This is a genomic window from Luteibacter sp. 621 (assembly GCF_050435445.1).
In the GTDB taxonomy this organism is placed as follows: Bacteria; Pseudomonadota; Gammaproteobacteria; order Xanthomonadales; family Rhodanobacteraceae; genus Luteibacter.
Genome location: NZ_JBNDKI010000028.1, coordinates 19,782 through 45,285, shown reverse-complemented (window position 1 = coordinate 45,285; position 25,504 = coordinate 19,782). Strand labels below are relative to the sequence as shown.

Below are 25,504 nucleotides of genomic sequence, written 5' to 3'. Positions count from 1 at the left end.
CTCATCGCGCGCAAGCGCGCTCCTACAGGTATTCGTCGCCGCTGGGTACACTTCGTACCCATGAGCCCTGCCCCGAAGAAGCCCACCGCGCGCCGCAAGGTCCCGACCATGGCGCGCAAGCCCGTCGCCGCTCCCGCTCCGGCGCCCGTGCGCCCGGCGGATGCATCGACCACCGCCGAACGTGTCATCGCGTTCCTCCTGCGCAGCGCGCCGGCCGCCCGTCGTGAGCGTATCTACGCCTTCCTGCAGCTCACCCGCATGGATCGCCCGATCGGCGCCCTGCTTCTGCTCTGGCCAACGTGGTGGGCGCTTTGGCTGGCCGCGAAGGATTTCCCCCCGGTGGGACCGCTCGTGATCTTCACCCTGGGCGTGTTCGCCATGCGTTCGGCCGGCTGCGCCATCAACGATTACGCCGACCGCAAGCTCGATCCGCAGGTAAGCCGGACCGCGGGGCGCCCGATCGCCAGCGGACGGGTAACGCCGCGCGAGGCATTGATCACTTTTGCCGCCTTGCTGGTGTTCTCCTTCGTGCTGGTGCTGTTCACCAACAAGCTCACCATCCTGCTGTCGTTCGCTGGCGCGGGCCTGGCGGCGCTTTATCCCTTCACCAAGCGCTATACCAACCTGCCGCAGGTGGTGCTGGGCGCGGCCTTCGGCTGGTCTATTCCCATGGCCTTCGCTGCGGTGACCAACACCGTGCCGCCCGTGGCGTGGCTGCTGTTCATCGCGAACATTCTCTGGTCGGTGATCTACGACACCGAGTACGCCATGGTGGATCGCGAGGAAGACCTGAAGGCAGGCGCTAAATCGACGGCCATCCTGTTTGCCGATGCGGATCTGGTCATCATCGGCGTGCTCATGGGTACCTTCCTGCTGGCCATGCTGCTGGTCGGCACACGGGCTGAGCTGGGCTGGCCTTACTGGCTGGGCCTCGCCATCACCGCTGCGTTGTTCGGCTACCAGCAATGGATCATGCGTGAACGTGCGCGGGATGCTTGCCTGGCGGCGTTCCGGCATAACAATTGGGTGGGATTGGCGCTGTGGGTGGGGATTGTTGTGGCGCTTGCGTTGTAGGTAGGGAGCATCGCGCGCGAGCGCGCTCCTACACAGAGCCGGTGGACGTGCACGCTGTTCCTGTGACGGGTTTCACGTTCGTCACCGTTCGGAAAACTTTGCTGTCATCGTGACATCTCGCGGTCATCGCGCATGAACTTGTCCGTCACTACTTACGCATAAGTTCGTTCGGATCGCGTGCCCAGGGAGAGGCCGGCGACCTGGCAAACCCCTGCCGGGCGTCGGGGTGGGCATGTGCAAGCCCATCCCCGGAGTTCTACCCCCCATGCGTAACACCCAGCTCTGCCGTGCCCTGCGCGCGGCGATCGTCGGCGCGTTCGTGTTTTCCGCCGCCGCCCACGCCCAGGATGCGGCACCCGAGAAGAAGACCACCGACCTCGATAACGTGGTGGTCACCGCCCGCTCGGGCGTGGAGAGCCGCACCAAGGCGGAAACCAGTTACTCCATCACCACGATCGACGAGGACCGCCTGCGCATGCAGGCACCGACCAGCGTCACCGAGGCGGTGAAGTCCGTACCCGGTTTCTGGGTGGAATCGTCCGGCGGTGAAGCCTCCGGCAATATCCGCGCACGCGGTATTCCGGTGGATGGTTACGGCTCGGTCACGCTGCTGGAAGATGGCATTCCCGTGCAGCACGATCCTGCGCTGGGCTACCTCAACGCGGATCAGGCATTCCGTCTCGACGAGACGATCGAACGCGTGGAAGTCGTCCGTGGCGGCCCCTCGTCGGTGTTCTACTCGAACGCGCCAGCGGGTGCCATCAACTTCATCCCGCGCCAGGTCGGCGATACGGCCGAAGGGCTGGTGAAGTACACCGTGGGTAACTACTCGCTCAACCGCCTGGATTTCTGGTACGGCACACCGATCGGTGGGGGCTGGAAGCTTGGCGTCGGCGGTTTCTGGCGCGTGGATGATGGCGTGCGCCGCCCACAGTTCAACGCCGACGATGGCGGCCAGCTGCGCGCCACGCTATCGAAGCAGCTGGAACATGGCGATATCAGTTTCGATGTGAAGCACATGGACGACAAGGTCGCGCTGTATCTCGGCATCCCCATGTATACCGATTCGCACGGCGACATCCGTCCCACCCCGGGCTTCAACGGCAACTACGGCACCCTCGCGGGCCCCGAAACCCAGAACCTGGACATGCGCGAAGCCGGCGGCGGCACGTATCACTTCGATAACAGCGAAGGGACACACGTGAAGCGTACCCAGGTGTCGTTCAAGTTCAACCACGACCTGGGCGACGACTGGAAGCTTGCGGAGTCCATGCGCTACAGCACCACCGATACCCAGCGCAACGGCGTGTTCCCGAACGCGGTGCAGACCGGCTCTACGCTCATCCAGCAGGATACGGCCAATCGCCTTGGCCTCGTTCCTGGCGCGACCGCGTTGCAGCTTCGCTATGTCGATAACCCGGCACAGGTCTTCAACGTCAATGGCCAGAACGGTAATGGCCTGGTCGTCACCGGCGGCATCCGTGGCGTGACGCTGCCGGTGGATGAGTTCATCAACGATACGCGCGTGCTGCGCAAGTTCGAGTTCGGCGACCAGAGCCACGACGTGACGCTGGGCTATTACCACGCCAACTTCCAGCAGGATTTCGATCGGTATTCGTCGACGGTGCTTCTTGATGTCCGTGACAACGCTCGCCTGCTCGACCTCGTGGGCGTGGACGCGAACGGCAACGTGGTCGGCTCACTCACCGACCACGGCTTCTACGGCTACGGCTATGAGTGGGAGCACGCCAGCGGCAAATCGGCCACTAACGCCTTTTACCTTTCCGACGAGTGGCAGGTGACGCCCGAGCTGCGCATCGATGGCGGCGCCCGCTGGGAGAAGGTGAACGTGCAGGGCTACACCGAGGGCAAGGCCACCGTGAACCTGGGCGGCACACCGGCGGCGATGAAGGTCCTCACGGGCAACGGCCAGTACACCCACTACGACCAGAGCTTCGACAAGACCGGCTGGACGCTGGGCGCCAATTGGCAGTTCTCGCCGCGCCAAGGCGTGTTCGCCCGCTGGACCTCGGCGTTCCGCCTGCCCAATCTCAGCACCTATATCACCAGCCCCACCGCCACGCCGGTGCTACAGACCATGGACCTGGGCGAGGCGGGCTGGAAGTACAGCGACCGCTTCGTGGATACCTACGCGACCTTGTTCTACACCAAGTACAACAACGTCGGCTTCTCGAACTACGTATTCGATCGCAACACCAACACCTCCACACCGCAGACCGGTTACGCCGATACCAAGACCTTCGGCCTGGAGCTGGAAGGCACGATCTACCCCACGCAGTGGTTCGACGTGCAGTTCAACGCCACCCTGCAGGACCCGAAGTACAAGGGCCTGCGCTATACGGAGGTGGTGAACAATGCCCCGGTTTTGCGCGACTATGAGGACAACCAGCTCATCCGCGTGCCCAAGGTGAGCTACCGCATCGTCCCGGGGGTAAACCTGATGGATAACCGCCTGCGCCTGCAGTTTTCGTACGAGCACGAAGGGCAGCGTTACGTCGATACCGCCAACTCGGTGCGCCTGCCGGCCTACCATGTGGTGAACTTTAGTGCCCGCTACGATGCCACCCAGCAGCTGTCGCTGTATTTGTACGCCGATAACCTGTTCAACTCGCTGGGCCTGACCGAAGGCAACCCGCGCGCCGGCGAGCTCGCGAGCTCCGATGTCGGCGCCACCACGTTCATCGCCCGGCCCTTGCTCGGCCGCTCGTTCCGCGCTGCCGCGATGTACCGTTTCTGATGCGCGCCCTCACTGCCCTCCTTCTCGCTTGCTTCGCCGCCACCACCATGGCGGCGGAGCGTGCGCCCGATGTCGTGCTGCGCGGCGACCTGACCGGCAAGGACAACCACACCTACCGGGAAGTGCCTTTCGAGGTACCTGCGGGGACCAAACGCATCACCATCGACGTTGCCTACACCGGCCGCGAGCAGCGCACCACGATCGACCTGGGCCTGCTTGGCCCAGGCGGCTTCGCGGAGCAGGACGGGTTCCGCGGCTGGAGTGGCGGCAGCAAGCACCGCTTCACCGTATCCGCCACCGATGCCACCGCGTCGTTCCTGCCGGGTGAGATCTACCCGGGCCGCTGGCGCCTGCTGCTGGGTATCCCCAACATTCGGCCCACCTCCACGGCTTCCTTTACCGCCGATGTGTGGTTCTCGAACGACGATGAGGGCTTCGGTCCGGAGCACGGCCTCTCCGCCCCCCTCAAAACCACCGCCGGCTGGTACCGCGGCGACCTGCACATGCACACCGCCCACAGCGATGGCGGCTGCCTGAATGCCAGTGGTACCGCCAAGGTGCCGTGCCCCCTGTTCCTGACCGTGGTCTCGGCGGCGAAGCGCGGCCTGGATTTCATCGCCATCTCCGAACACAACACCATGTCGCAGGTATCGGAGATGCGCGAATTGCAGCCTTACTTCGATACGATGCTGATGATCCCGGCCCGGGAAATCACGACGTTCGAAGGCCATGCCAATCTGTTCGGCGTATCGCGGCCCCTCGATTTCCGCCTGGGCAGCCCCACGGTGCCGGATTGGAACGCACTCACGGCCGATGTCGCGAAGGCGCATGGCCTTATCTCCATCAATCACCCACGCCGCCCCAACGATGAAACCTGCATGGGCTGTGGTTTCACACCGAAGAAGCCGGTGGATATGCACGGCTTCCAGGCCATCGAGGCCATCAACGGCCGTGACCCCGGCCGCCCGGACACCGGCATTCCGTTCTGGGAGAAGCAGCTCAACACCGGGGTCCGCATCACCGGCATCGGTGGCGGCGACAGCCACGACGGCAGCGACGGCGCACGCGACGAGTTCGCCGGCGTGATCGGCGTGCCGACCACCGTGGTGCATGCCGATGCGCTCTCGATGGACGCGATCCTCGACGGCATCCGCGCGGGGCACGTGTTCGTGGATACCGAGGGCACGAAGGACCGCCTGCTCGAGGTAACCGCCACGACGGCGGGTGCCGACGCAGACGCAAGCGCCGAGGCACACATGGGCGATGCGCTGAAGGTGGTGAGGGGCCAGAAGGTGCACGTGGCGGTCACGACGGCAGCGGTCACCGGCATGCAGGCCATCGCCACACTGGACGGCAAGCGCCTCTCCTCCAACCCCATCGCCGCCGACAACACGGCGTCGCTCGACTGGAACAGCGACGGCAAAGCGCACTGGCTCCGCATCGACATCCGCGACGCCACCGGCAAGCTCATCCTCCTCGGCAACCCGGTGTACCTCAACCCCCTGTAGGAGCGTGCTCACACGCGATCGACGGCGCGGCAAACTCCGGCCGCCGCCGCGCCACCGATCGCGCGCGAGCGCGCTCCTACACGCCTTCCTTCGCTTTGAAATCCGGCTTGGGCGTGCGTGCCAAGGCCCATACATCCACCCGCTCGATGCCTGCCTCAAGCAGCGCCAGCGTACACGCCGCGAGCGTGGCGCCTGTGGTCATCACGTCATCCACGACGGCAACATGATTCACGGTCGGCAGATCTCGCACGCGGAAAGCCCGCCGCACATTGGCCGTGCGCTCCTCGGCGTCCAGGCCACTCTGCGCATCGGTCGATCGCAGCCGCTCGAGGCCCCACGCACGCACAGGCACGCCGAAGTGTTTGCCCAATGGCCGCGCCAGTTCCAGCGCCTGATTGAAACCACGCTGGCGCAACCGCGAAACGTGTAGCGGCACGGGCACGATCAGTTCCGGCAATGCGGGCGGCGCACCCGCAGCCATCCACTGCCGGGCAAGCACCTTACCCGCGACCAAACTGCCGCCGAACTTGAAGCGAGTCTCAATAAGGTCGAGCGGCCACGCGTAGCGGTAGGGTACCCATACCGCATGCCATGGCCGGTTTTCCCTCATGCAGGCGCTGCACACGTCGGCTGTGCGCGCCAATGGCAACGCACAGCGGCGACAGTGAAAAATGTTGCGGGCGAACAACCCAGCACAACCTTCGCACAACTCGATGGCGCCACAGTTGGCGCTGCCACACAACAAGCATCTGGGTGGCATGAGAAACCGACCCAATTGGGTGAGCCAGGAGAACGCATCCATGCATCCACTCCGAAAGTACGTTTAGTTGTTGGCCCGGAACATCGCCGCATCCACGATCGACCACAGGTGGATGAGCCAGCCCAGCCAGACGATCCACAGCACGGCCGCGAGCACGAACATGATCAGCGCCTTGAACACCCGCCCCTGGACGAGCTGGCCCAGGCCGGGGATGAAGAAGCTGCACACGGCCGCGATGACGTTACCGCTGCTACCTTGTCCTGCTGCACTCATGGGGGACACTCCGTGGGGGACGGAACCATCGTACGGCAGGGTGGGGCCGCTGAAAGGTAAACTGACGGCATACCGTTAAGGTTGACAGTGCCAGGGCGGGCGCCGACACTTCGCGCCTTCGCCACGGGAGCCCTCCATGACCGCAGCCCTTCGCCACGACTGGACCCTCGACGAGGTAGAACGCCTGTTCGCCTTGCCATTCAATGATTTGCTGTTCCATGCCCAGTCGGTCCACCGCCAGTACCACGACCCCAACGCGGTACAGGTTTCCACCCTGCTCTCGATCAAGACGGGTGGCTGCCCGGAGGATTGTGCCTACTGCCCGCAGGCCGCGCGGTACGCCACGGGCGTGAAGGCCGAGAAGCTGATGAGCGTGGAGGCCGTGCTGGCACGTGCGCAGGCCGCGAAGGACGCCGGCGCCAGCCGCTTCTGCATGGGTGCCGCGTGGCGCTCGCCGAAGGATCGCGATGTGGCCAAGGTCGCCGAGATCGTGAGCGCGGTGAAAGGCCTGGGCCTGCAGACCTGCGCCACCCTGGGCATGCTCAGCCAGCCGCAGGCCGATACGCTCAAGGCGGCCGGCCTCGACTTCTATAACCACAACCTGGATACCTCGCCGGATTTCTACGGCGAAATCATCCACACCCGCGAATACCAGGACCGCCTGGATACGCTCGACCACGTACGCCAGGCCGGCATGAAAACCTGCTGCGGCGGCATCGTCGGCATGGGCGAATCGCGTGCGCAGCGCGCAGGCCTGCTGAAGACGCTGGCCAACCTGCCCGAACACCCGGAATCGGTGCCGATCAACCGGCTGGTGCAGGTGGCCGGCACGCCGCTGCACGGCACCGAGGCGCTGGATCCGTTCGAGTTCGTGCGCAGCATCGCCGTCGCCCGCATCCTCATGCCGGCGTCGGTCGTGCGCCTCTCCGCCGGCCGCGAGACCATGGACGATGCGCTGCAGGCCCTGTGTTTCGCTGCCGGTGCGAACTCCATCTTCTATGGCGAGAAGCTGCTGACCACGGGCAACCCGGATGTCGAACACGACCGCCGCCTGTTCGAACGCCTGGGCCTGAAGCCGCTGGAAGTGGAGATCGAGCCGGGCACGGTCCACGCCGACATTATCGAACCCGCCGACGCAGCGTGAGCATACGGCCGGACCTTCGCGCGCGCCTCGCGGCCGCCCGCGCCCAGCGCGAGCGCGAAGGGCTGCTACGCCGGGTGCGCGTGTGCGATGTGCTTCCCGGCGGCCGACGTGTGGTCGGCGGCAAGGTGCTCACCGATTTTTGCGGCAACGATTACCTGGGCCTGGCCAGTCACCGTGAGTTGCTGGCCGCGCTCACCCGTGCCGCCGCGGCGGAAGGCGTCGGCACGGGTGCCGCGCACCTGGTCTCCGGCCACCGTGGCGAGCATGCCGCGCTGGAAGAGGAACTGGCCGACTGGACGGGGCGCCAGCGCGCCGTGCTGTTCTCCACTGGCGTGATGGCGAATCTGGGCGCCCTGCAAGCCCTGCTGAGTGCCGGGGCCATGCCCGGGCGCGAAACCGCCCTCTGTGTGCAGGACAAGCTGAACCACGCGAGCCTGGTCGATGGCGCCCAACTGGCCGGCGCCGAACTGCGCCGCTACCCTCACGCGGATCTGGAGGGTGCCGCACGTCAGCTAGCGGCCAGCCCCGACCTGCCGGCCCTGCTCGCCACCGATGGCGTGTTCAGCATGGATGGCGATGTGGCCCCGCTGCCCGCGCTGGCCAAACTATGCCGCGACCGCGGCGCCCTGCTCTACGTGGATGATGCCCATGGCGTAGGCGTGCTGGGCCCGCATGGCGCAGGATCCCTGGCCGCCGCCGGCCTTAGCGCCAGCGACGCGCCGGTGCTCATGGGCACTCTGGGGAAGGCGCTGGGCTGCGCTGGCGCCTTCGTGGCCGGCGATGCCGACCTGATGGATGCGATCGTCCAGTTCGCCCGCCCGTACATTTACACCACGGCCATGCCCGCGGCGCTGGCTGCCGCGACCCGGGCCGCGCTGCGCCTGGTGCGCGAGGACACGGAAGGCCGCCGCGAGCGGCTGGCCGCCAACATCGCCCGCTTCCGGGCCGGTGCCGCGCAGTTGGGCCTGCCGCTGATGCCTTCCACGACCGCCATCCAGCCCGTGGTGCTGGGCGATGCGGGTTCCACGCTGGCCGCGGCACGGCAGCTGGAGCGGGCCGGGTTCCTGGTCGTGGCGATCCGGCCGCCTACCGTGCCGCGCGGGGGCGCCCGGCTCAGGATCACCCTCTCGGCCGCACACAGTGAAGCCCGGATCGACGCCCTGCTGGAGGCTCTGGGCCACATTCCGCTGCCGCTGCAGGCCGTCGCCGTATAATGGGCGGCCCCGCGCATCGCCCCATGCCCATGAACATCCTCAACATTTCCGCCTACAAGTTCGTCGCCCTCGACGACCTCGCCGCCCTGCGCGAGCGAATCGTGGCGCGTTGCGAGGCGTTATCGCTCAAGGGCACGATCCTGTTGGCGCCGGAAGGGATCAACCTGTTCCTGGCTGCGCCGCGCGAAGCGGTGGAAGCCTTCGTGGCGTGGCTGCATGAGGACGCTCGCTTCGCCGATATCTCGCCGAAAGAGAGCTGGTCCGAGACAGTGCCGTTCGGTCGCATGCGCGTGCGCCTGAAGAAAGAAATCATCACCATGCGCGCGCCCGCCATCCGCCCCGAAGCCGGCCGCGCGCCGCATGTGCTACCCGTGGACCTGCGCCGCTGGCTCGATCAGGGCCACGACGACGAAGGCCGCGAGGTGCTGCTGCTCGATACGCGCAACGATTACGAAGTGGCCGCCGGCACGTTCGAGAACACCGTGGAATACGGCCTCGCCAGCTTCACCGGGTTCCCCGAAGCCGTCGCCGCGGACCGCGCGCGCTTCGAAGGCAAGACGGTGGTGTCGTTCTGCACCGGTGGCATTCGCTGTGAAAAGGCCGCCATCCATATGGGCGAGATCGGCATCGATCACGTGTATCAGCTGGAAGGCGGCATCCTGAAGTATTTCGAGGAGGTGGGCGGCGCGCACTGGCGCGGCGACTGCTTCGTGTTCGATGGCCGTGGCGCTGTCGATCCAGGGCTGGCCCCGAGCGATACGCCGTGAACGAGCTCTACATCGAGCGCCGCGGCCACGGCAGCGTGCCCCTGGTGATGATCCATGGCTGGGCCATGCACGGCGGCATCCTGCACCCGCTGGCCGAGGCGCTGGATGCGCATTGCGACATGTACCTGGTGGACCTGCCGGGCCATGGCAACTCGCGCGCCTCGACCGTTCCGCTCGACCCGCGCGCCTGCGCCGAAGCGATCATCCGCGAAACGCCACCGGCCGCGTGGCTGGGATGGTCGCTGGGCGGCCTGGTCGCAACGACCGCCGCACTCGAATTCCCCGCAGCCGTGCGCCAGCTCGTGCCGGTCAGTTCCACGCCGAAGTTCGTTCTCACGGATGACTGGCCGTACGGCAACGACGTTGCAATGGTGCGCAAACTCGCCGCCGATCTCGAAGCCGACTACAAGGCCACCGTCGATCGCTTCATCGCGCTGGAGGCGATGGGCAGCCAGGATCCGCGCGCCGAAACCCGGCGCCTGATGGCGGAAGCCTACGAACGCGGCGAGCCGGATCCGCGCGTGCTTATGGAAGGCCTGCGCCTGCTCGAGAACGCCGACCTGCGCCCGCGCCTGCCTGAGCTGGCGATGCCTAGCCTTTGGATCGCCGGCCGACGCGACCGCATCGTGCATCCCGAGGCCATGCGCTGGTCGGCGGATGCCGCCGGTGGCCACTTCGTGGAACTGGCACATGCCGGCCACGCTCCCTTCATTGGACACGCCGCCGAACTGGCGGATGTCATCACGCAGTTCACGGGTTCCAACGCATGAGCGATTTCCATTTCGACCGCCGCCAGGTACGCCGCAACTTCGGTCGCGCGGCCGGCACGTATGAAAAGCACGACGCGCTACAGCGCGAAGTGCAGTCCACGCTCATCGAACGCCTCGAAGTGTTCCCGCAGGTTCCCGAGGTGGTGCTCGACGTGGGCGCCGGCACCGGTCGCGGCAGCGCGGCGCTGAAGAAGAAGTATCCAAAGGCGCAGGTGATCGCGGTAGACCTCGCGTTGCCCATGCTGAAGGAAGCGAAGCAGCACGCCGGGTGGCTGAAGCCGTTCGCACGCGTGCAGGCCGATGCATACACCCTGCCCGTGCCGGACCACAGTGTGGACGTGCTGTTCTCCAACCTCTGCTTCCAGTGGTGCGAGGATCTCTCGCGCCTGTTCGCCGAGTGTGCACGCGTCCTGAAGCCCGGCGGCCTGCTCACGTTCTCGACGTTTGGCCCGGATACGTTGCACGAACTGCGCGCCGCGTGGGCCAGTGCCGACCAGCACGCCCATGTGGCCCGCTTCCTGGATATGCACGATGTCGGCGATGCCATGCTGGCCCAGGGCCTGAAAGACCCGGTGTTGTTCGCCGAGCGCTACACGCTGACCTACCCCACGCCCCGTGCCCTGCTCGATGAACTGCGCGGGCTCGGCGCGAACAATGCCGACGCTGGTCGCCTGCGTGGGCTGACCGGCAAGCAGCACTACAAGCGCATGCTCGATGCCTACGAAGCGCTCCGTTCCGAAGGCACTATCCCCTCCACCTGGGAAGTAGTGACGGCACACGCGTGGGGTCCGCCGGAAGGCCAGTCGCGCCGCGAAGGCGATGGCGAGATCGCCAGCTTCTCCATCGACAAGCTGCGCGGCTCCCGGCGGAAGAACCCGTTTACGTGAGCTACCGGTGGTAGCAATCGCATGTCACCAGGTGATCGTTGACGATACCTGCGGACTGCATGAGGCCGTAACAGATAGCCGTGCCGGCGAATTGAAAACCGCGCCGCTGTAGCTCAACGCTCATCTGGTCAGACAGCTCAGAGCGCATGGGTACGTCACGCGGTTCGCTGTGCGCGTTGATGATCGGCTCACCCTGGGTGAACGACCACAGCAGCTCGGCCAGGGACTCCCCCCTCTGGGCCATGCCCAGAACGATGCGCGCGTTCGCACGCACGGAAGTTACCTTGAGCCGGTGCCGGATGATGCCGCGATTCACGGCCACCGATGCCAGCTCATCATCGTCCATGCTCGCGATGCGCTCGATATCGAACTGGTGAAACAACTGCCGGTAGGCGTCGCGCTTGCCCAGCACCGTACGCCAGGCCAGCCCGGCCTGCGCGCCTTTCAGAGCCAGGAGCTCAAACAACCGGCGATCGTCACGGACGATCCTGCCCCACTCGTTATCGTGCCACTCGCGTTCCATGTCGCTGTGGTCTGCCCAGGAACAACGCATGTTCCACCTCGTCGTCGCGGAAGGAACGACTAGGTTAGGAACATGGCCGCGCCTGTTCTGTCCGGGCGGCCCGGCACGCGCAGTGGGCGCATGCGACTGCGGCGCAGCGAGCGAGCCCTGCACGGCGCGCGGGCGACGCTGACGCCGCACGAGGCGGCGCCCGCGCCCATGGTTACCAGGGAAGCGCGTCGAGGTCGACGTTGCCACCGGTGATCACGGCACCCACCTTACGGCCGGCAAAGCGCTCGGGATAACGCAGCAGTGCGGCCAATGTGGTTGCACTGGAGGGCTCGACCACCACGCGCAACTCCCTCCAGAGCAGGCGCATGGCCGCGATAACTTCCTCATCGCTCACGCGGAGCACACGAACCTGGTGATCGCGCAACGCGTGGAAGTTCGGTTCGCCGATGAGCGTACGCAGGCCATCGCAGATCGTATCGGGAGTAAACGGCCCGACGCGCTCATCCGCCTCCAGCGAACGCGCCGCATCGTCCGCGCCTTCGGGCTCGGCGCCGTACAGGACGAGACCGGGATCGATCCCGTGCGCCGCGATGGAGCACCCCGCTGCAAGGCCACCGCCCCCGACCGGGAACACGAGGGTATCCACGTCCGGCGCCTGTTGGAGAAGCTCCGGCACGAGCGTGCCCTGTCCCGCCATGACACGTGAATCCGCGTATGGGTGGACCAGGTTTGCGCCGGTGGCGGCCATGACCTCGGCCGCTTTCGCCTCACGTGCGGCGGTGGTCGCGGCGCAACGATGAATCGTGGCACCGGCGGCGATGATTGCATCGACCTTCGCTTTTACCGCGCCCTCGGGCACCACGACGTGCGCGGGGATGCCCCGGGTACGTGCCGCCATGGCCAGCGCGTTGCCGTGGTTCCCCGACGAATGCGTGACCACGCCATTCGCCGCCTCCTCATCCGTGAGCGACCACACGGCATTGGTGGCACCGCGGAACTTGAAGGCACCGCCGCGCTGCAGGTTCTCGCACTTGAACCACACAGATGCGCCGGTGCGCGCATCGATGAGATCGCTGCGCATGACCGGAGTGATGCGCGCGTGCGGCGCGATACGCGCCGCCGCATCGCGCACTTCCGCAAACGAAGGCAGTGTCACGCGGTGAACTCCATGCCGCAGACGAAGCGACGCTCCTCACCCGGCGCCAGCTTCAACGCCGCCGCGCAATCCTCGCGATTGAACGCATCAGGAATCGATTCCATCGGCTCGAGCGCGACGGACTTGCGCGGATCGCGCTCGTTCGTATCGGAAGTGAACACCAGCATCACGCCGCGCTCCTGCCACACCGCAAGACCCGTACCGGTCTGCGGGTCGCGCAGGTAAGTACGCGCCTTACCATCGTCATCCACCTGAAGGTCGGCATAGGTGTTGTTCAGTGGCGTGGCACCGATGCTGCGGCGCTGGCGGAAATCCAGCGAAGCATCCGCATCGTTGATGGATTGCCATGCCGCCTTCCCCGGTACCGGAATGAAATCCTCACCGGCGACAATGACGGTTTCGGCAGGAACCTGCAGCTCCCAGGTATCGATCGGATTATCCGAAAGACGGAAATAGGGGTGCCAGCCAAAGAAGGTAGGCGCGGCATGGTCGCCAACATTACGGGTGTGGGTTTCCAGGGTCACGCCGCGGGCGTCGAGCGTGAAGGTGACGCTGAAATCCAGTGCGAACGGATAGCCTGGATGCACGCCCGGCCGGATGGCGCTGGTTGCGAACGTCACCGTTGCGGCATCGTCGTTCGCCTGCTCAAGGGTGATATCGAACAGCTCGCCTCGCAGGAAGCCGTGTCGGATCGCGCGATCGGCACCGACAACACCCGGCTGCAAATCGTAGGATTTCCCTTCAAACGTATAGCTCGCGTTATTAATGCGATTAGCGAACGGCGCCATGATCGCGAAACGGGAACCCTTATGCGGCACCAGTTCCTGTTCGTTAAGAAAGGCATCGGCGATATTGCGCTCGCCGGCACGCGTGGGAACGCTTATGGAGACCACGGTGGCACCGCGGCGTGCGATGTGAATTTCACGCCGGGCCTCGCTATCGCGGAGGACCACCAGTTCCTGTGCGCCCATGGTCGAGCGCGTCACGGCAAAACGGGACATCGGAGGGTTCCTTTTGGCGGATCTGCCCGCATGTTAGCCTGCCAGAGCCCGCACCACGACTGTCTGACGCCATGAGCGACCGATCCGATACCCCCACCACTGTTATCCGCCTGGCCGATTACCGCCCGCCCGCATGGACGGTCGAACACGTCGCCCTGGAGTTCGATCTAGGCATCGATCACACCGACGTGCTGGCCACGCTGGCGCTGGTGCGCCAGGCCGATGAGCCTATCCGCCTGCACGGCGAGGGCCTCGAGTTGCTGGCGCTCACCGTCGATGGCCGCACGCTGGGTGAAGGCGAATACATCCTTGCAAACGGCGTGCTCGAAGTGGGTGTCGAGGGCGACCGCTGCACGTTGACCACGCGCGTGGGTTTGCGCCCGGCGGAAAATACCGCGTTCGAGGGGCTTTACCTTTCCGGCAGCCGCGAAAAGGGCTTCCTGCTCACCCAGTGCGAAGCCGAAGGTTTCCGCCACATCACGTTCTACCCCGATCGCCCCGATGTGCTTTCGAAGTACACCGTAACCCTGCGTGCGGACAAGGCACGCTTCCCTGTGCTGCTGGCCGGCGGCAATCCCGACGGCGCGGGTGAATTGCCCGATGGCCGGCATTGGGCCCGCTTTGCCGACCCACACCCGAAACCGAGTTACCTGTTTGCACTGGTCGCCGGCCGGCTTGAGCGCATCAGCCAGGATTACACGACCGCGGATGGCCGCCAGGTAGGCCTGCACATCTGGGCCGAGGCCGATGTCATTGACCGCTGCGACTACGCCATGGATTCCCTGGTGCGCTCCATGCGCTGGGATGAAGAAGCGTACGGGCGCAACTACGACCTGGACGTATTCCATGTCGTTGCCACCCACGATTTCAACATGGGTGCGATGGAGAACAAGGGCCTCAACATCTTCAACGCGAAGTACCTGCTGGCCGACCCGGATTCCAGTACCGATGACGAATACCGCCATGTCGAGGCGGTGGTTGCCCACGAATACTTCCATAACTGGAGCGGCAACCGCGTCACCTGTCGCGACTGGTTCCAGCTTAGCCTGAAGGAAGGCCTCACCGTTTTCCGCGAGCAGAGCTTTTCGGCCGACATGAACTCGGCGCCGCTCAAGCGCATCGAGGATGTGGCCTTGCTACGCCGCGCGCAATTCCCCGAAGATGCCGGCCCGCTTTCGCACCCGGTGCGGCCGTCGCAGTATTCGGAGATCAACAACTTCTACACGGCCACCGTGTACGAAAAGGGCGCCGAGCTCGTGCGCATGATCGCCGGGCACCTGGGCCACGATGGCTTCCGCAAGGGCATGGATCTGTACTTCCAGCGCCACGACGGCCAGGCCGCGACGATCGAGGATTACCTGAAGGCCCTGGGCGATGCCAACGGCGTTGACCTCTCCGGCTACCTGGCCTGGTACGGCCAGGCCGGTACGCCGCGGCTGAGCGCCGAAGGCCGCTATGAGGCGGACAAGCGCCGCTACCGCCTGCTGTTGCGCCAGCGCACCCCGGCGAGTGCCGGCCAACCTAACAAGCAGGCACTGCCGGTGCCCGTGCGTCTTTCCCTATTCGATGCAAGCGGCAAGGCTGTGCCCCTGCGCATGGAAGGCGAAGCGGAAGCCGGTAGCACCGAGCGCACCGTTGTGCTCGCCGGCGCCGAGCAGGCGTTCGTATTCGAGGACATCGCGACAGCACCCGTGCCTTCGTTGCTGCGTGGTTTTTCCTCGCCGGTCATCCTGGAGTGTGAGTACGCGCCGGCGGAACTCGCCCTGCTCCTGCGCCACGATGCCGATGGGTTCAACCGCTGGGATGCGGGCCAGCAACTGGCGGCCCTCGCGTACGACGAGTTCCGTGACGGCAAGCCGAACGGCGCCGCCGTCGCGGCATGGTCCTCCGCACTCGCGGGGCTGTTCGGCGACGCGAGCATCGATGATGCGCTGCTCGCAGAGTTGCTGACACCGCCGGGCGAAATTGAACTGGTGGAGCGTCAGGCGGAACGCGACCCGGAGCGCATCCGCGCGGTGCGCCAGGGCATGCTGCGTGCCCTGGCCGAAGCCATCGGGCCCGATACGCTACGTACCCGCTACGCCGCGTTGCGCGCCCACACGAGCGCGGGCCTGGATGCCGCCAGCCAGGCCCGGCGCCAGCTCAAGCGCCGCGTGCTCGATCTGCTTGCACTGGTCGACCAGCCAGGCACGCTGGCGCTCGCCCACGCGCAGTACACCCAATCGCCCGGCATGACCGATCGACTGGCGGCCCTCACCACGCTGGCGGTAGCCGATGCGGACGCCGCGGCGGAACCGCTGGCGCACTTCCGCCAGCGTTACGACGGCAACGCCCTGGCGCTCGACAAGTGGTTCGCCGCCCAGGCGCAGCTGCCCGGCGACGCGGCGCTGGCCCGCATCCAGGCGCTGGAGGGCGATCCCGCTTTCACCCTGAAGAATCCCAACCGCGTGCAGGCGTTGCTGGGCACCTTTGCGCGCGCCAACCCCACCGGCTTCCACCGTGCGGATGGCGCGGCGTATCGGTGGTTGGCGGATCGTCTCGTGGCCATCGACGCGCTCAACCCACAGGTGGCCGCACGCGTGGCCACGGCCTTCAACGGGTGGAAGCGACTGGAGCCGGCGCGCCGGGAAGCGGCGCATGCCGTGGTCGCGGAACTCGCCGCAAGGAAGGATCTATCACGTGACCTGACGGATATCCTTGCCCGGGTTGCGTTAGGGTGACGCGATTATCAAAAACTGACGCTCAGCGTCACCAATTGCCGAAATAGAGCCGATCGTTGACAAAAAAGTCACACACGGTTCATCCGGACAGAGTATGTTTGGCTCCAACGAAGAAAGCCGCGGCAGGGGCCGCGGCTATTCGTGCCAATCACTTCGGTTTCTGGCGCCCAGCAGCACGGTCATCCTGGATTCCCCCTGTTCCTGAGACCGCTGGGCGCCAGATCTCATTCTTAGAACCGAATGGGGCGTCCCTGCCCGCATCCCGCTTCCTTCCTCCAGCACGCGATCAAGCCCCTGTCGCTCGATCTCAGCGCGCGTATGTCGCGCAGCGTCTGCCTGGTGGAAGTGCCCTGCAAGCAAAGCAGCATCCGTGCCAACCGCCTCCGAATTTGTGCAGGAGCTCACCCTGTGGGGGGCACCGTTCGCGATAACGTCCCCGGGCGGGCGCCTACACGGGATCCCAAGTGGCGCTAAAATAACCAACCCGGCCCTTTGCCCGCGATCCTTCCGATGATTTATCCAGAAACCTACGACGTGATCGTGGTCGGTGGCGGCCATGCCGGCACGGAGGCCGCGCTGGCGGCTGCCCGCGTGGGCGCACGCACGCTCCTGCTGAGCCACAACATCGAAACCATCGGCCAGATGAGCTGCAACCCCGCCATTGGCGGTATCGGCAAGGGTCACCTCGTGAAGGAGATCGATGCACTGGGCGGCGCGATGGGCCGCGCGGCCGATCTGGCCGGTATCCAATGGCGCACGCTTAATGCCTCCAAGGGGCCGGCCGTGCGCGCCACCCGCTGCCAGGCCGACCGCGCGCTGTATAAGGCGGCCATCCGCCACATCGTGGAAACCCAGCCGAACCTGAGCCTGTTCCAGCAAGCCGTGGATGACCTTCTGCTTGAGAACGGCAAGGTCATTGGCGTGCGCACGCAGATGGGCCTCGACTTCCACGCGCCTGCCGTCGTGCTCACCGCAGGTACGTTCCTGGCCGGCAAGATCCATATCGGCCCGGCGCAGTATGCCGGTGGCCGCGCGGGCGATCCGCCCGCATCAACCCTCGCCGCGAAACTGCGCGAGCTACCGGTAGCGGCCGATCGCCTGAAGACCGGCACGCCGCCGCGTATTGATAGCCGCAGCATCAACTACAGCGTGCTCGAGGAGCAGGCCGGGGATAACCCGATGCCGCACTTCTCGTTCATGGGTTCGGCGGCTGATCACCCGCACCAGGTGAGCTGCTGGATCACGCACACGACCGAAGCCACCCACGACCTGATCCGCGGCTCGCTGGATCGCTCGCCGCTGTACAGCGGCCAGATCGAAGGCGTGGGCCCGCGTTACTGCCCCTCCATCGAAGACAAGGTGGTGCGCTTCGCCGATAAGCTTTCGCACCAGATCTTCGTCGAGCCGGAAGGCCTGGATACGTTCGAGATCTACCCGAACGGCATCTCCACCTCGCTACCGTTCGATGTGCAGTACGCGCTCGTGCGTTCCATTCCTGGCTTCGAGAACGCGCACATCACGCGCCCGGGCTACGCCATCGAATACGACTACTTCGATCCGCGCGGCCTGCACCCGTGGCTGGAAACAAAGGGGATCCCCGGTCTTTATTTCGCCGGCCAGATCAATGGCACCACGGGCTACGAAGAAGCTGGCGCGCAGGGCCTCATCGCTGGCATGAATGCCGCTCTCGCCGTTCGCGGCGAGGCACCGTGGTACCCGCGCCGCGACGAAGCGTACGTGGGGGTGCTCATCGATGACCTCACCACCAACGGCACGATCGAGCCGTACCGCATGTTCACGTCCCGCGCGGAATACCGCCTGCACCTGCGCGAAGACAACGCCGACCTGCGCCTGACACCCGAGGGTTTCGCGCGCGGCGTAGTGCCCGAGGCGCGCTTCCGCCGGCTGGAAGAAAAGCGCGATGCGGCAGAGAAAGAAACCGCGCGCCTGCGCAGCATGTGGGCAGCGCCCACCAATACGCTAGGCGCGGCGATCGAGCGCTCGCTCGGTATCGCCGTGAGCCGCGAAACCCACGCGCTCGATCTGCTGCGCCGGCCCGAACTCGATTACGCCGCGCTGATGGCCGTGCCCGAACTGGGCCCGGCCGTGGCGGATGCCGAAGTCGCGACGCAGGTGGAAGTGCAGGCCAAGTACTCCGGTTACCTGGAGCGCCAGCGTGACGAGATCGAACGCCAGCGCCGCCACGAGGCCACCGCGATCCCCGGCGATTTCGACTACGACCGCGTGCGCGGCCTGTCGGCCGAGGTCATGACCAAGCTGAAGCGCTCCCTGCCCGCCACGATCGGCCAGGCCTCGCGGATCAGTGGCGTCACGCCGGCCGCCATTTCGCTGCTACTCGTACACCTGAAGCGCCGGGCCGCCTGACCTCTGGCCCTCGGCGGGCACGCAGGCATCTGGCATCATCCGGGGCAGTTAGCGACTTACGGATGACACACCATGCAAGTCTGGATCGGACGGAACGGCGAGCGCTTCGGCCCCTACCCCGATGACGAGATCCGCCAGTGGCTGCGGGATGGCACCTGCCGCCCCGAGGAACTCGGCTGGTACGAGGGCATGACCGACTGGCGCCCGCTGGGCGAGCTGTTCCCGGAAGACCGCCCCGCCACGCCCCCGCCGGGTGCCGCGGCGCCGCCACCCCCGCCGCCGCGGGAACAGCCGTTCATGGGGATCACTGAGAACACGGTGGCACCTGAATACGCGGGCTTCTGGCTGCGCTTCGGCGCGTGGGTCATCGATTACATCCTGATCACCATCCCCTCCACGTTCATCGCGATGGCGATGGGTTTCCAGCACGCCATCACCACGTTCTTCGCGCAGATGGAAACCAACCAGAGCGCGGCGATGACCGCCTACCTCGATGAAGTGCGCCCCATCGCGTACGTGGTGCTGCTGATCGGCTTCGTTTACTACGTACTGTTCGAGTCCTCGAAGTGGCAGGCCACGCCGGGCAAGCTCGCCGTGGGCATCCGGGTCACCGATACCGCCGGGCAGCGCCTGACCGCGGGCCGTGCGGCCGGCCGCAACCTCATCCGCCTGGCCAACGCCGTACCGTTCCTGTCGATCCTGCCGATGGTGTTCTACATCACCGCTGCGTTCTCCGAGCGCAAGCAGGGCATCCACGACATGCTGGCCGGCACCTACGTGCTCACCGGCCGCGCCGATGCGCGCGCCACGCCGGCCCCGCGTAGCGGCCCCAGCGGCCCGACCGGAAGCTTCGACGCCTGATGCCCCGGCCGGCCGCGGCGGCGGCCGGCCTGCCCTGCTTGCTATCATCGGCGGCCCGGCCCTCGTTTCGGTCGGCTGAGCTAGCACAGGAAAGACATGCAGAGCATCGAACAACGTATCGCCCAGGACATCGCCGCCCGCCCCGACCAGGTACGCGCGGCGGTGGATCTTCTCGATGGTGGCGCCACCGTGCCGTTCATCGCCCGCTACCGCAAGGAAGTGACCGGCGGCCTCGACGACACGCAGCTGCGCCTGCTGGAAGAGCGCCTGCGCTACCTGCGCGAACTGGAGGACCGCCGCTCGGCCATCCTCGACAGCATCGCCGAGCAGGGCAAGATGACCGACGCCCTCAAGGCGGACATCCTCACCGCCGACACCAAGGCACGCCTTGAGGATCTGTACCTCCCGTACAAGCCCAAGCGCCGCACCAAGGCCCAGATCGCCCGTGAGGCCGGCCTGGAGCCACTGGCCACCGGCCTGCGCGAAGACCCCTCGCAGGACCCGGAAACGTTCGCCGCCGGCTTCGTGGATGCCGAGAAGGGCGTGGCCGATGTGAAGGCCGCACTGGATGGCGCGCGCGCCATCCTCATGGAAACCATTGCCGAAGACGCCGCGCTCGTGGGTGAGCTGCGCGACTGGCTGTGGGAGAAGGGCCAGATCAAGGCTGCCGTGGTGGCCGGCAAGGAAAACGAAGGCGCGAAGTTCCGCGATTACTTCGACCACACCGAAGCCCTGTCCAAGATCCCCTCGCACCGCCTGCTGGCGCTCATGCGTGCACGCAACGAGGGCATCCTGGAGATCGACCTGAACCCCGCGCTGGATGCGGACCAGGGCCACGCCGAAGGCGAAGGCCGCGTGGCCGTGCGCGCCGGCATCAGCGACCGCGGCCGCCCGGCCGATGCGTGGCTGCGCGAAACCGTGCGCCTGACCTGGCGGGTGAAGCTGCACCTGCACCTGACGCTCGACCTGTTCGGCCGCGTGCGCGAAGGCGCCGAGGACGAAGCGATCCGCGTGTTCGGCGAGAACCTGAAGGACCTGCTGCTCGCGGCACCGGCCGGCGCCAAGACGGTGATGGGCCTCGATCCGGGCATCCGCACCGGCTGCAAGCTCGCCATCGTGGATGCCACCGGCAAGCTGCTCGCCTACGACACCATCTACCCGCATGAGCCGCGCAACCAGTGGGACCAGTCCATGGTCCGCATTGCGCAGCTCAGCAAGCAGCACGGCGTGGGCCTGGTCGCCATCGGTAATGGCACGGCATCGCGCGAAACCGACAAGCTGGTCGGCGATGTCATGCGCAAGATGCCGGAGTTGAACCTGTCCAAGGTGGTCGTCAGCGAAGCAGGCGCCTCGGTGTACTCCGCCTCCGAACTCGCTTCGAAGGAATTCCCCGAACTCGACGTGTCGATCCGCGGAGCGGTTTCCATCGCGCGCCGCCTGCAGGATCCGCTGGCGGAGCTGGTGAAGATCGAGCCCAAGGCCATCGGCGTGGGCCAGTACCAGCACGACGTGAACCAGGTGAAGCTCGCCCGCGCGCTCGATGCGCGGGTGGAAGACTGCGTTAACGCGGTGGGCGTGGATGTGAACACCGCCTCCGCACCGCTGCTCGCACGCGTCGCCGGCCTGTCGTCCAGCGTCGCCGAGAACGTGGTGAAGCATCGCGACGCCAATGGCGCGTTCGGCAGCCGCAAGGACCTGCTGAAAGTACCGCGCCTGGGCGACAAGGCCTTCGAACAGTGCGCGGGCTTCCTGCGCATCACCGGCGGCAACAACCCGCTGGATGCCAGCTCGGTCCATCCCGAGGCCTACCCGGTCGTTGAGCGAATTCTCAAGCAGTGCGGCCGTGAAGTGAAGCAGGTGATCGGCGATACGTCGTTCCTGCGTGGGCTGAAAGCCGAAGATTTCACCGACGAAACGTTCGGTGTTCCGACGGTGCGCGACATCCTCAAGGAACTCGAAAAACCGGGCCGCGATCCGCGTCCGGAATTCATCGCGCCCAGCTTCGCCGAGGGCGTGGAAGACCTGAAGGACCTCAAGGTCGGCATGGTGCTGGAAGGCCGCGTCACCAACGTGGCCGCGTTCGGCGCGTTCGTGGATATCGGCGTGCACCAGGATGGCCTGGTCCACGTCTCCGCGCTGTCGCACACCTTCGTCAAGGATCCGCGCGATGCGGTGAAGGCCGGCGATATCGTGAAGGTAAAGGTCATGGAAGTAGACCTGCCGCGCAAGCGCATCGCGCTCAGCATGCGCCTGGACGATGTGCCGGGTGAAGCGCGCACGGGCCGTCCCGGCCAGCGCGACGATGCCAATGCCGGCGGCAACCGCCGCGGCGGCCAGAGTGGCGGTGGTTCGCGCCCGGCCCAGGCACCGAAGGCCACACCGGCACCGGCCAATAGCGCGTTTGCGGACGCGTTTTCGAAAGCTCTCAAACGCTGACGACGCGGGGGGCGCGCGAAAGCGTGCGCCCCACAGGGGAACACAACCGTTGAAACGCAGCGCGCTCCCTGTAGGAGCGCGCTTGCGCGCGATGCACCCCAACCCTGCAAAAAACCTGCGGCGGCGCAGCATGCGCCGCCGTATGGCTTCGGCTACGGTAACGATTCTCTAACGCCCCACACACGGAGTGATTTCAAAATGCGTATTCGTCATCTCGCAGGCGCCATCGGTGCCGCCCTTCTGTTCAGTGCCGGGGCGCACGCCGACGGGTTCCAGCAGGTTGTCTCGTTCGGCGACAGCCTGAGCGATAACGGCAATGTCTCGATCCTTTCGGGCTCGCCGGTGATCTCCCGCTTCACCACCAACCCGGGTACGGTCGCGGTGGAGAACATCGCGAAGTACTTCAACCTCTCGCTCACCCCGTCGCTCCAGGGCGGCACGGATTACGCCTTCGGTGGCGCCCGCGCAGGCGTGGCCAACCCGGTGCCGCCTACCTCGGCACAGATCCAGCAGTACCTGACCGCCAACGGCGGCAAGGCTGACCCGAACGCCCTGTACACCATGTGGATCGGCGCCAACGATATCCTGGCCGCCACGCAGAACCCGGCCCAGGCGCAGGTCATCGTCGGCACGGCCGCCCAGCAGGAAGTTGGCCAGATCGCCGCCCTTCAGGCCGCCGGTGCCAAGACCATCGTGGTGTTCAACCTGCCCGATATCGGCAAGACCCCGGCCGCCCAGGCATCGGGCGCGGCGGCTGCATCCAGCATCACCTCGCTGTCGCAGATCTACAACGGCGTCCTCAGCGGCGGCCTCTCCACGTTGAACAAGGGCATCGTATCGATCGATACGTACTCCCTGCTCAACGAAGTGATCGCCAACCCGTCGGCGTACGGTTTCACCAATGTCACCGTGCCGGCCTGCACCACGGCCAGCTCGATCACCTGCTCGCCCGCGACCCTGCGCGACCCGAACGCCGCCAACACCTGGCTGTTCGCCGACGGCATCCACCCGACCACCGCCGCGCACGCCCTGCTCAGCCAGTACGCCATCTCCGTGCTCGAAGCGCCGAAGCAGATCTCGCTGCTGGGTGAAGCCGGCCTCGCGTCCGATGCCGCGCACCAGCGCGCGCTGCGCAACGAAATGATTGCCGACAACTTCGGCGCCGAGTCGCGCTTCTTCGCCTCGGTCGAATACGGCCAGCAGAAGTACAAGAACACCAGCAACTCGCCGCAGACCGATAGCGATAACGTGAACCTCACCGTCGGTGCGGATGCGCGCATCAACGACAACTTCAACGCGGGCGTTGCGCTGGGCCTTGCCCAGGCCAATGCGGACTTCAAGGGCGGTGGCGGTTACAAGATGCAGGACGTGGCCGGCACTGGCTACGCGTTCTACCACCAGGGTGGTGGCTACGTGGGCGGCTTCGCCACCTTCGGCCAGCTGAGCTTCACCGATATCGATCGCCGCATCGACCTGGGCGCCGCACGCCGCACGGAAACCGGCAAGACCGATGGTTCGCACGTTGGCGGCGGCCTGACCGGCGGCTGGTGGTTCGGCAGCGATTCGCTGAAGACGGGCCCGTTCGCCACGGTGGAATTCGAACAGCTGCGCGTGTTCGGTTACACCGAGCGTAACAACACCAGCACCGCCATGACCTTCGGCAAGCAGGTGCGCAACGCCCGTATCGAAACGCTGGGCTGGCGCCTGCAGGGTTCGTGGGCCACCGGCAGCACCACCGTGCATCCGTTTGTCGAAGTGGCCTACAACCACGATGGCCGCGCCGACGATCGTTACGTCACCGCCGGCCTCACCAACATGAGCGGCAAGTTCGAGCTGCAGGGCTTCACGCCCGACAAGACCTGGGCGACCGCCGATGTGGGCATCTCCGCCGACTTCAGCAAGAGCTGGAGCGGCTGGGCCAGCTACAGCGGCCGTTTCAGCGATGACACCCAGCGCCTCAACAGCCTGAACCTGGGTGTGAAGCTGGCGTTCTGAGTTGGCGTGGATCGGGCCAGCGCCGAGCTGGCCCGATCAACCCCGGGGCGATAACAACGCACAAAAAAACGCCGGCTTTCGCCGGCGTTTTCATTTCATCGCAAGGCGGCAGCTTACTTCTTGCCGCCAGCCTTCGTGTACATGGCCTGGGCCTGGCTCTTCAGGCTGTTGGCGTCGTCGTCGCTGAGGACGTCGGTCTTGCTGCCAGCCTGATTTTCCTTCAGCACGAGGTCGCCGGCATCGTTCCAGCCTGCACGCTCGGTCGAGGTCGGCTTGGCATCCTTGCTCGGCTTCTTCTCCTGCACGATCACCCAAGGCTTGCCATCCTTGTAAGCGTAGTTCGTGGAGGTAAAGCCCTTATCGCCGTAGTCGACCAGCTCGATGACGAAGACGACATCGTTGCCCTTCTTGAAGATCTGCCAGCCGCGCGACTCGCCTTCCTTCAGCGCGGTGCCCTGGGTCATCTTCATACCGCCGATGTTCTTCTTGACGGTGTTAAAGCCGGCCAGTTCCTTTTCGCCCGGGGTGGCTTCACCCACGAGCTGGATGTTGGCAACGTTCTTGGCGCCCTTGGTGAGCACCGGGGTCTTCAGCGGCGACGAGTAGTGGCGCTCGCCATCCTGCAGGGACACCTCGACGATGTACATGTCGTTGGGGTTGAGGTCGGCGGCGTTGAAATCGAGCTGGAACTGCTGCGGCAGGGTGACCGGCGCAATCGACTTGGTGGCCAGCGGCTGCGAGCCCTCGGCCGACACATCGACCAGCTTCAGGTCGAGCTTGGCGTCCGGCGACAGCGAGGCGCCCGCGTCACGCAGGGTCACGGTGCCAGTCACGGCGTTGGCGGGAGCGGCATTCTCGCCACCAGCGGCGGCCTGCTGGCCGTTGTTGTCCGAACCGCCACCGCAACCGGCAAGCGCCAGGGCGGATACGGATGCGAGCGACAAGAGAATCCTGCGCATGGTCGAGCCTCGTTTGAAACGGAAATGTGTGTGGGTCACGGAAGATACGCAAGCGCATGGCCCGCAAGGACTTCCGGGGGGAACCATGGAGCATACCGGCAAAAACGGCTGTGGAAAAGTCAAGCGGCGCCTGCCGCGAGGACGTGGAAGCGCGAACCGCTGCGCATTTCCCACCTCATTCATGCCGAATTTGCCAAACCCCTGATTTTTCGCAAGTTTGTCCTGATACCAGTCAAAACCTGCCCCTCCCATAAAAAAAGACGCCACCCGAAGGTGGCGCCTCTCTGGGGTGCCGCCACCCCAGGGGGTGGCGGCTGGCAGT

19 protein-coding genes are annotated in these 25,504 nt (G+C 65.8%); 13 read left to right on the top strand and 6 right to left on the bottom strand.

Annotated elements, in window-relative coordinates:
- Positions 1-147: 147 nt before the first annotated feature.
- The 3 genes from ubiA to ABIE56_RS21295 all read left to right on the top strand — a co-directional run bounded on the left by ubiA (position 148) and on the right by ABIE56_RS21295 (position 5,340).
- Positions 148-1,074 carry a 4-hydroxybenzoate octaprenyltransferase gene (gene ubiA / locus ABIE56_RS21305; RefSeq protein WP_429245828.1) on the top strand — a complete coding sequence of 309 codons (927 nt, stop codon included), beginning with the start codon at positions 148-150 and terminating at the stop codon, positions 1,072-1,074.
- 265 nt (positions 1,075-1,339) lie between these two features.
- Complete coding sequence (locus tag ABIE56_RS21300; protein ID WP_429245813.1) at positions 1,340-3,832, top strand: TonB-dependent receptor; 2,493 nt, start codon at positions 1,340-1,342, stop codon at positions 3,830-3,832.
- Positions 3,832-5,340: a CehA/McbA family metallohydrolase gene (locus tag ABIE56_RS21295; RefSeq protein ID WP_429245812.1), complete on the top strand. Its 1,509-nt coding sequence runs from the start codon at positions 3,832-3,834 to the stop codon at positions 5,338-5,340. The genes ABIE56_RS21300 and ABIE56_RS21295 overlap by 1 nt, the downstream gene beginning before the upstream one ends.
- Before the next feature lie 76 nt (positions 5,341-5,416).
- Here ABIE56_RS21295 and ABIE56_RS21290 read toward each other — a convergent pair whose 3' ends face one another.
- Together ABIE56_RS21290 and ABIE56_RS21285 are read right to left on the bottom strand one after the other, a co-directional pair.
- A complete protein-coding gene (locus tag ABIE56_RS21290; protein WP_429245811.1) occupies positions 5,417-6,142 on the bottom strand; it encodes a ComF family protein in 726 nt (241 codons plus the stop codon).
- A gap of 21 nt (positions 6,143-6,163) precedes the next feature.
- Complete coding sequence (locus tag ABIE56_RS21285; protein ID WP_429245810.1) at positions 6,164-6,373, bottom strand: hypothetical protein; 210 nt, start codon at positions 6,371-6,373, stop codon at positions 6,164-6,166.
- 136 nt (positions 6,374-6,509) lie between these two features.
- Here ABIE56_RS21285 and bioB point away from each other — a divergent pair, with 136 nt between their 5' ends.
- From bioB to bioC, 5 genes are read left to right on the top strand one after another with little or no spacing between them, the layout of a single operon-like run.
- Positions 6,510-7,517, top strand: a complete 1,008-nt coding sequence (gene bioB / locus ABIE56_RS21280) for a biotin synthase BioB (protein ID WP_429245809.1) — start codon at positions 6,510-6,512, stop codon at positions 7,515-7,517.
- A gap of 2 nt (positions 7,518-7,519) precedes the next feature.
- The gene (bioF, locus tag ABIE56_RS21275) at positions 7,520-8,731 is read left to right on the top strand and encodes an 8-amino-7-oxononanoate synthase (RefSeq protein ID WP_429245827.1); all 1,212 of its coding nucleotides are present in this window, start codon (positions 7,520-7,522) and stop codon (positions 8,729-8,731) included.
- A gap of 23 nt (positions 8,732-8,754) precedes the next feature.
- On the top strand, positions 8,755-9,498 hold the full coding sequence (locus ABIE56_RS21270) for a sulfurtransferase (RefSeq protein WP_429245808.1): 744 nt from the start codon (positions 8,755-8,757) through the stop codon (positions 9,496-9,498).
- The gene (gene bioH, locus ABIE56_RS21265; protein ID WP_429245807.1) at positions 9,495-10,268 is read left to right on the top strand and encodes a pimeloyl-ACP methyl ester esterase BioH; all 774 of its coding nucleotides are present in this window, start codon (positions 9,495-9,497) and stop codon (positions 10,266-10,268) included. The genes ABIE56_RS21270 and bioH overlap by 4 nt, the downstream gene beginning before the upstream one ends.
- Positions 10,265-11,155 (top strand): malonyl-ACP O-methyltransferase BioC, encoded by an 891-nt coding sequence (gene bioC / locus ABIE56_RS21260; protein WP_429245806.1) that lies wholly within the window; start codon positions 10,265-10,267, stop codon positions 11,153-11,155. The genes bioH and bioC overlap by 4 nt, the downstream gene beginning before the upstream one ends.
- Position 11,156: 1 nt before the next feature.
- Here the strand turns inward: bioC and ABIE56_RS21255 are convergent, their stop codons facing one another.
- From ABIE56_RS21255 to ABIE56_RS21245, 3 genes are all read right to left on the bottom strand, one after another.
- The gene (locus ABIE56_RS21255; protein ID WP_429245805.1) at positions 11,157-11,708 is read right to left on the bottom strand and encodes a DNA-3-methyladenine glycosylase I; all 552 of its coding nucleotides are present in this window, start codon (positions 11,706-11,708) and stop codon (positions 11,157-11,159) included.
- 172 nt (positions 11,709-11,880) lie between these two features.
- Positions 11,881-12,825, bottom strand: a complete 945-nt coding sequence (locus ABIE56_RS21250; RefSeq protein ID WP_429245804.1) for a threonine ammonia-lyase — start codon at positions 12,823-12,825, stop codon at positions 11,881-11,883.
- Positions 12,822-13,826: an aldose 1-epimerase gene (locus ABIE56_RS21245; protein ID WP_429245803.1), complete on the bottom strand. Its 1,005-nt coding sequence runs from the start codon at positions 13,824-13,826 to the stop codon at positions 12,822-12,824. Before ABIE56_RS21245 ends, ABIE56_RS21250 begins: the two co-directional genes overlap by 4 nt.
- A gap of 71 nt (positions 13,827-13,897) precedes the next feature.
- Between ABIE56_RS21245 and pepN the strand changes: the two genes are divergently transcribed.
- The 5 genes from pepN to ABIE56_RS21220 all read left to right on the top strand — a co-directional run bounded on the left by pepN (position 13,898) and on the right by ABIE56_RS21220 (position 24,223).
- Positions 13,898-16,546 (top strand): aminopeptidase N, encoded by a 2,649-nt coding sequence (pepN, locus tag ABIE56_RS21240; RefSeq protein ID WP_429245802.1) that lies wholly within the window; start codon positions 13,898-13,900, stop codon positions 16,544-16,546.
- A gap of 510 nt (positions 16,547-17,056) precedes the next feature.
- The gene (gene mnmG / locus ABIE56_RS21235) at positions 17,057-18,931 is read left to right on the top strand and encodes a tRNA uridine-5-carboxymethylaminomethyl(34) synthesis enzyme MnmG (protein ID WP_429245801.1); all 1,875 of its coding nucleotides are present in this window, start codon (positions 17,057-17,059) and stop codon (positions 18,929-18,931) included.
- A 72-nt stretch (positions 18,932-19,003) separates the two neighbouring features.
- A complete protein-coding gene (locus ABIE56_RS21230; RefSeq protein ID WP_429245800.1) occupies positions 19,004-19,792 on the top strand; it encodes an RDD family protein in 789 nt (262 codons plus the stop codon).
- Positions 19,793-19,888: 96 nt separating this feature from the next.
- Entirely contained in the window at positions 19,889-22,228 is a 2,340-nt protein-coding gene (locus ABIE56_RS21225; RefSeq protein ID WP_429245799.1) for a Tex family protein, read from the top strand.
- 198 nt (positions 22,229-22,426) lie between these two features.
- The gene (locus tag ABIE56_RS21220) at positions 22,427-24,223 is read left to right on the top strand and encodes an autotransporter outer membrane beta-barrel domain-containing protein (protein WP_429245798.1); all 1,797 of its coding nucleotides are present in this window, start codon (positions 22,427-22,429) and stop codon (positions 24,221-24,223) included.
- A 113-nt stretch (positions 24,224-24,336) separates the two neighbouring features.
- Here the strand turns inward: ABIE56_RS21220 and ABIE56_RS21215 are convergent, their stop codons facing one another.
- A complete protein-coding gene (locus tag ABIE56_RS21215) occupies positions 24,337-25,182 on the bottom strand; it encodes a YbaY family lipoprotein (protein ID WP_429245797.1) in 846 nt (281 codons plus the stop codon).
- Between the last annotated feature and the right edge of the window lie 322 nt (positions 25,183-25,504).

Excerpts from the sequence above, each read along its gene's own strand:
- ABIE56_RS21295 (WP_429245812.1), top strand. The coding sequence starts at position 3,832 with ATGCGCGCCCTCACTGCCCTCCTTCTCGCTTGCTTCGCCGCCACCACC.
- ABIE56_RS21220 (WP_429245798.1), top strand. The coding sequence starts at position 22,427 with ATGCGTATTCGTCATCTCGCAGGCGCCATCGGTGCCGCCCTTCTGTTC.
- ABIE56_RS21245 (WP_429245803.1), bottom strand. The coding sequence starts at position 13,826 with ATGTCCCGTTTTGCCGTGACGCGCTCGACCATGGGCGCACAGGAACTG.
- ABIE56_RS21270 (WP_429245808.1), top strand. The coding sequence starts at position 8,755 with ATGCCCATGAACATCCTCAACATTTCCGCCTACAAGTTCGTCGCCCTC.
- ABIE56_RS21290 (WP_429245811.1), bottom strand. The coding sequence starts at position 6,142 with ATGGATGCGTTCTCCTGGCTCACCCAATTGGGTCGGTTTCTCATGCCA.
- pepN (WP_429245802.1), top strand. The coding sequence starts at position 13,898 with ATGAGCGACCGATCCGATACCCCCACCACTGTTATCCGCCTGGCCGAT.
- ABIE56_RS21225 (WP_429245799.1), top strand. The coding sequence starts at position 19,889 with ATGCAGAGCATCGAACAACGTATCGCCCAGGACATCGCCGCCCGCCCC.
- ABIE56_RS21230 (WP_429245800.1), top strand. The coding sequence starts at position 19,004 with ATGCAAGTCTGGATCGGACGGAACGGCGAGCGCTTCGGCCCCTACCCC.
- mnmG (WP_429245801.1), top strand. The coding sequence starts at position 17,057 with ATGATTTATCCAGAAACCTACGACGTGATCGTGGTCGGTGGCGGCCAT.
- ABIE56_RS21285 (WP_429245810.1), bottom strand. The coding sequence starts at position 6,373 with ATGAGTGCAGCAGGACAAGGTAGCAGCGGTAACGTCATCGCGGCCGTG.
- ABIE56_RS21215 (WP_429245797.1), bottom strand. The coding sequence starts at position 25,182 with ATGCGCAGGATTCTCTTGTCGCTCGCATCCGTATCCGCCCTGGCGCTT.
- bioB (WP_429245809.1), top strand. The coding sequence starts at position 6,510 with ATGACCGCAGCCCTTCGCCACGACTGGACCCTCGACGAGGTAGAACGC.
- ABIE56_RS21300 (WP_429245813.1), top strand. The coding sequence starts at position 1,340 with ATGCGTAACACCCAGCTCTGCCGTGCCCTGCGCGCGGCGATCGTCGGC.
- ABIE56_RS21255 (WP_429245805.1), bottom strand. The coding sequence starts at position 11,708 with ATGCGTTGTTCCTGGGCAGACCACAGCGACATGGAACGCGAGTGGCAC.
- bioC (WP_429245806.1), top strand. The coding sequence starts at position 10,265 with ATGAGCGATTTCCATTTCGACCGCCGCCAGGTACGCCGCAACTTCGGT.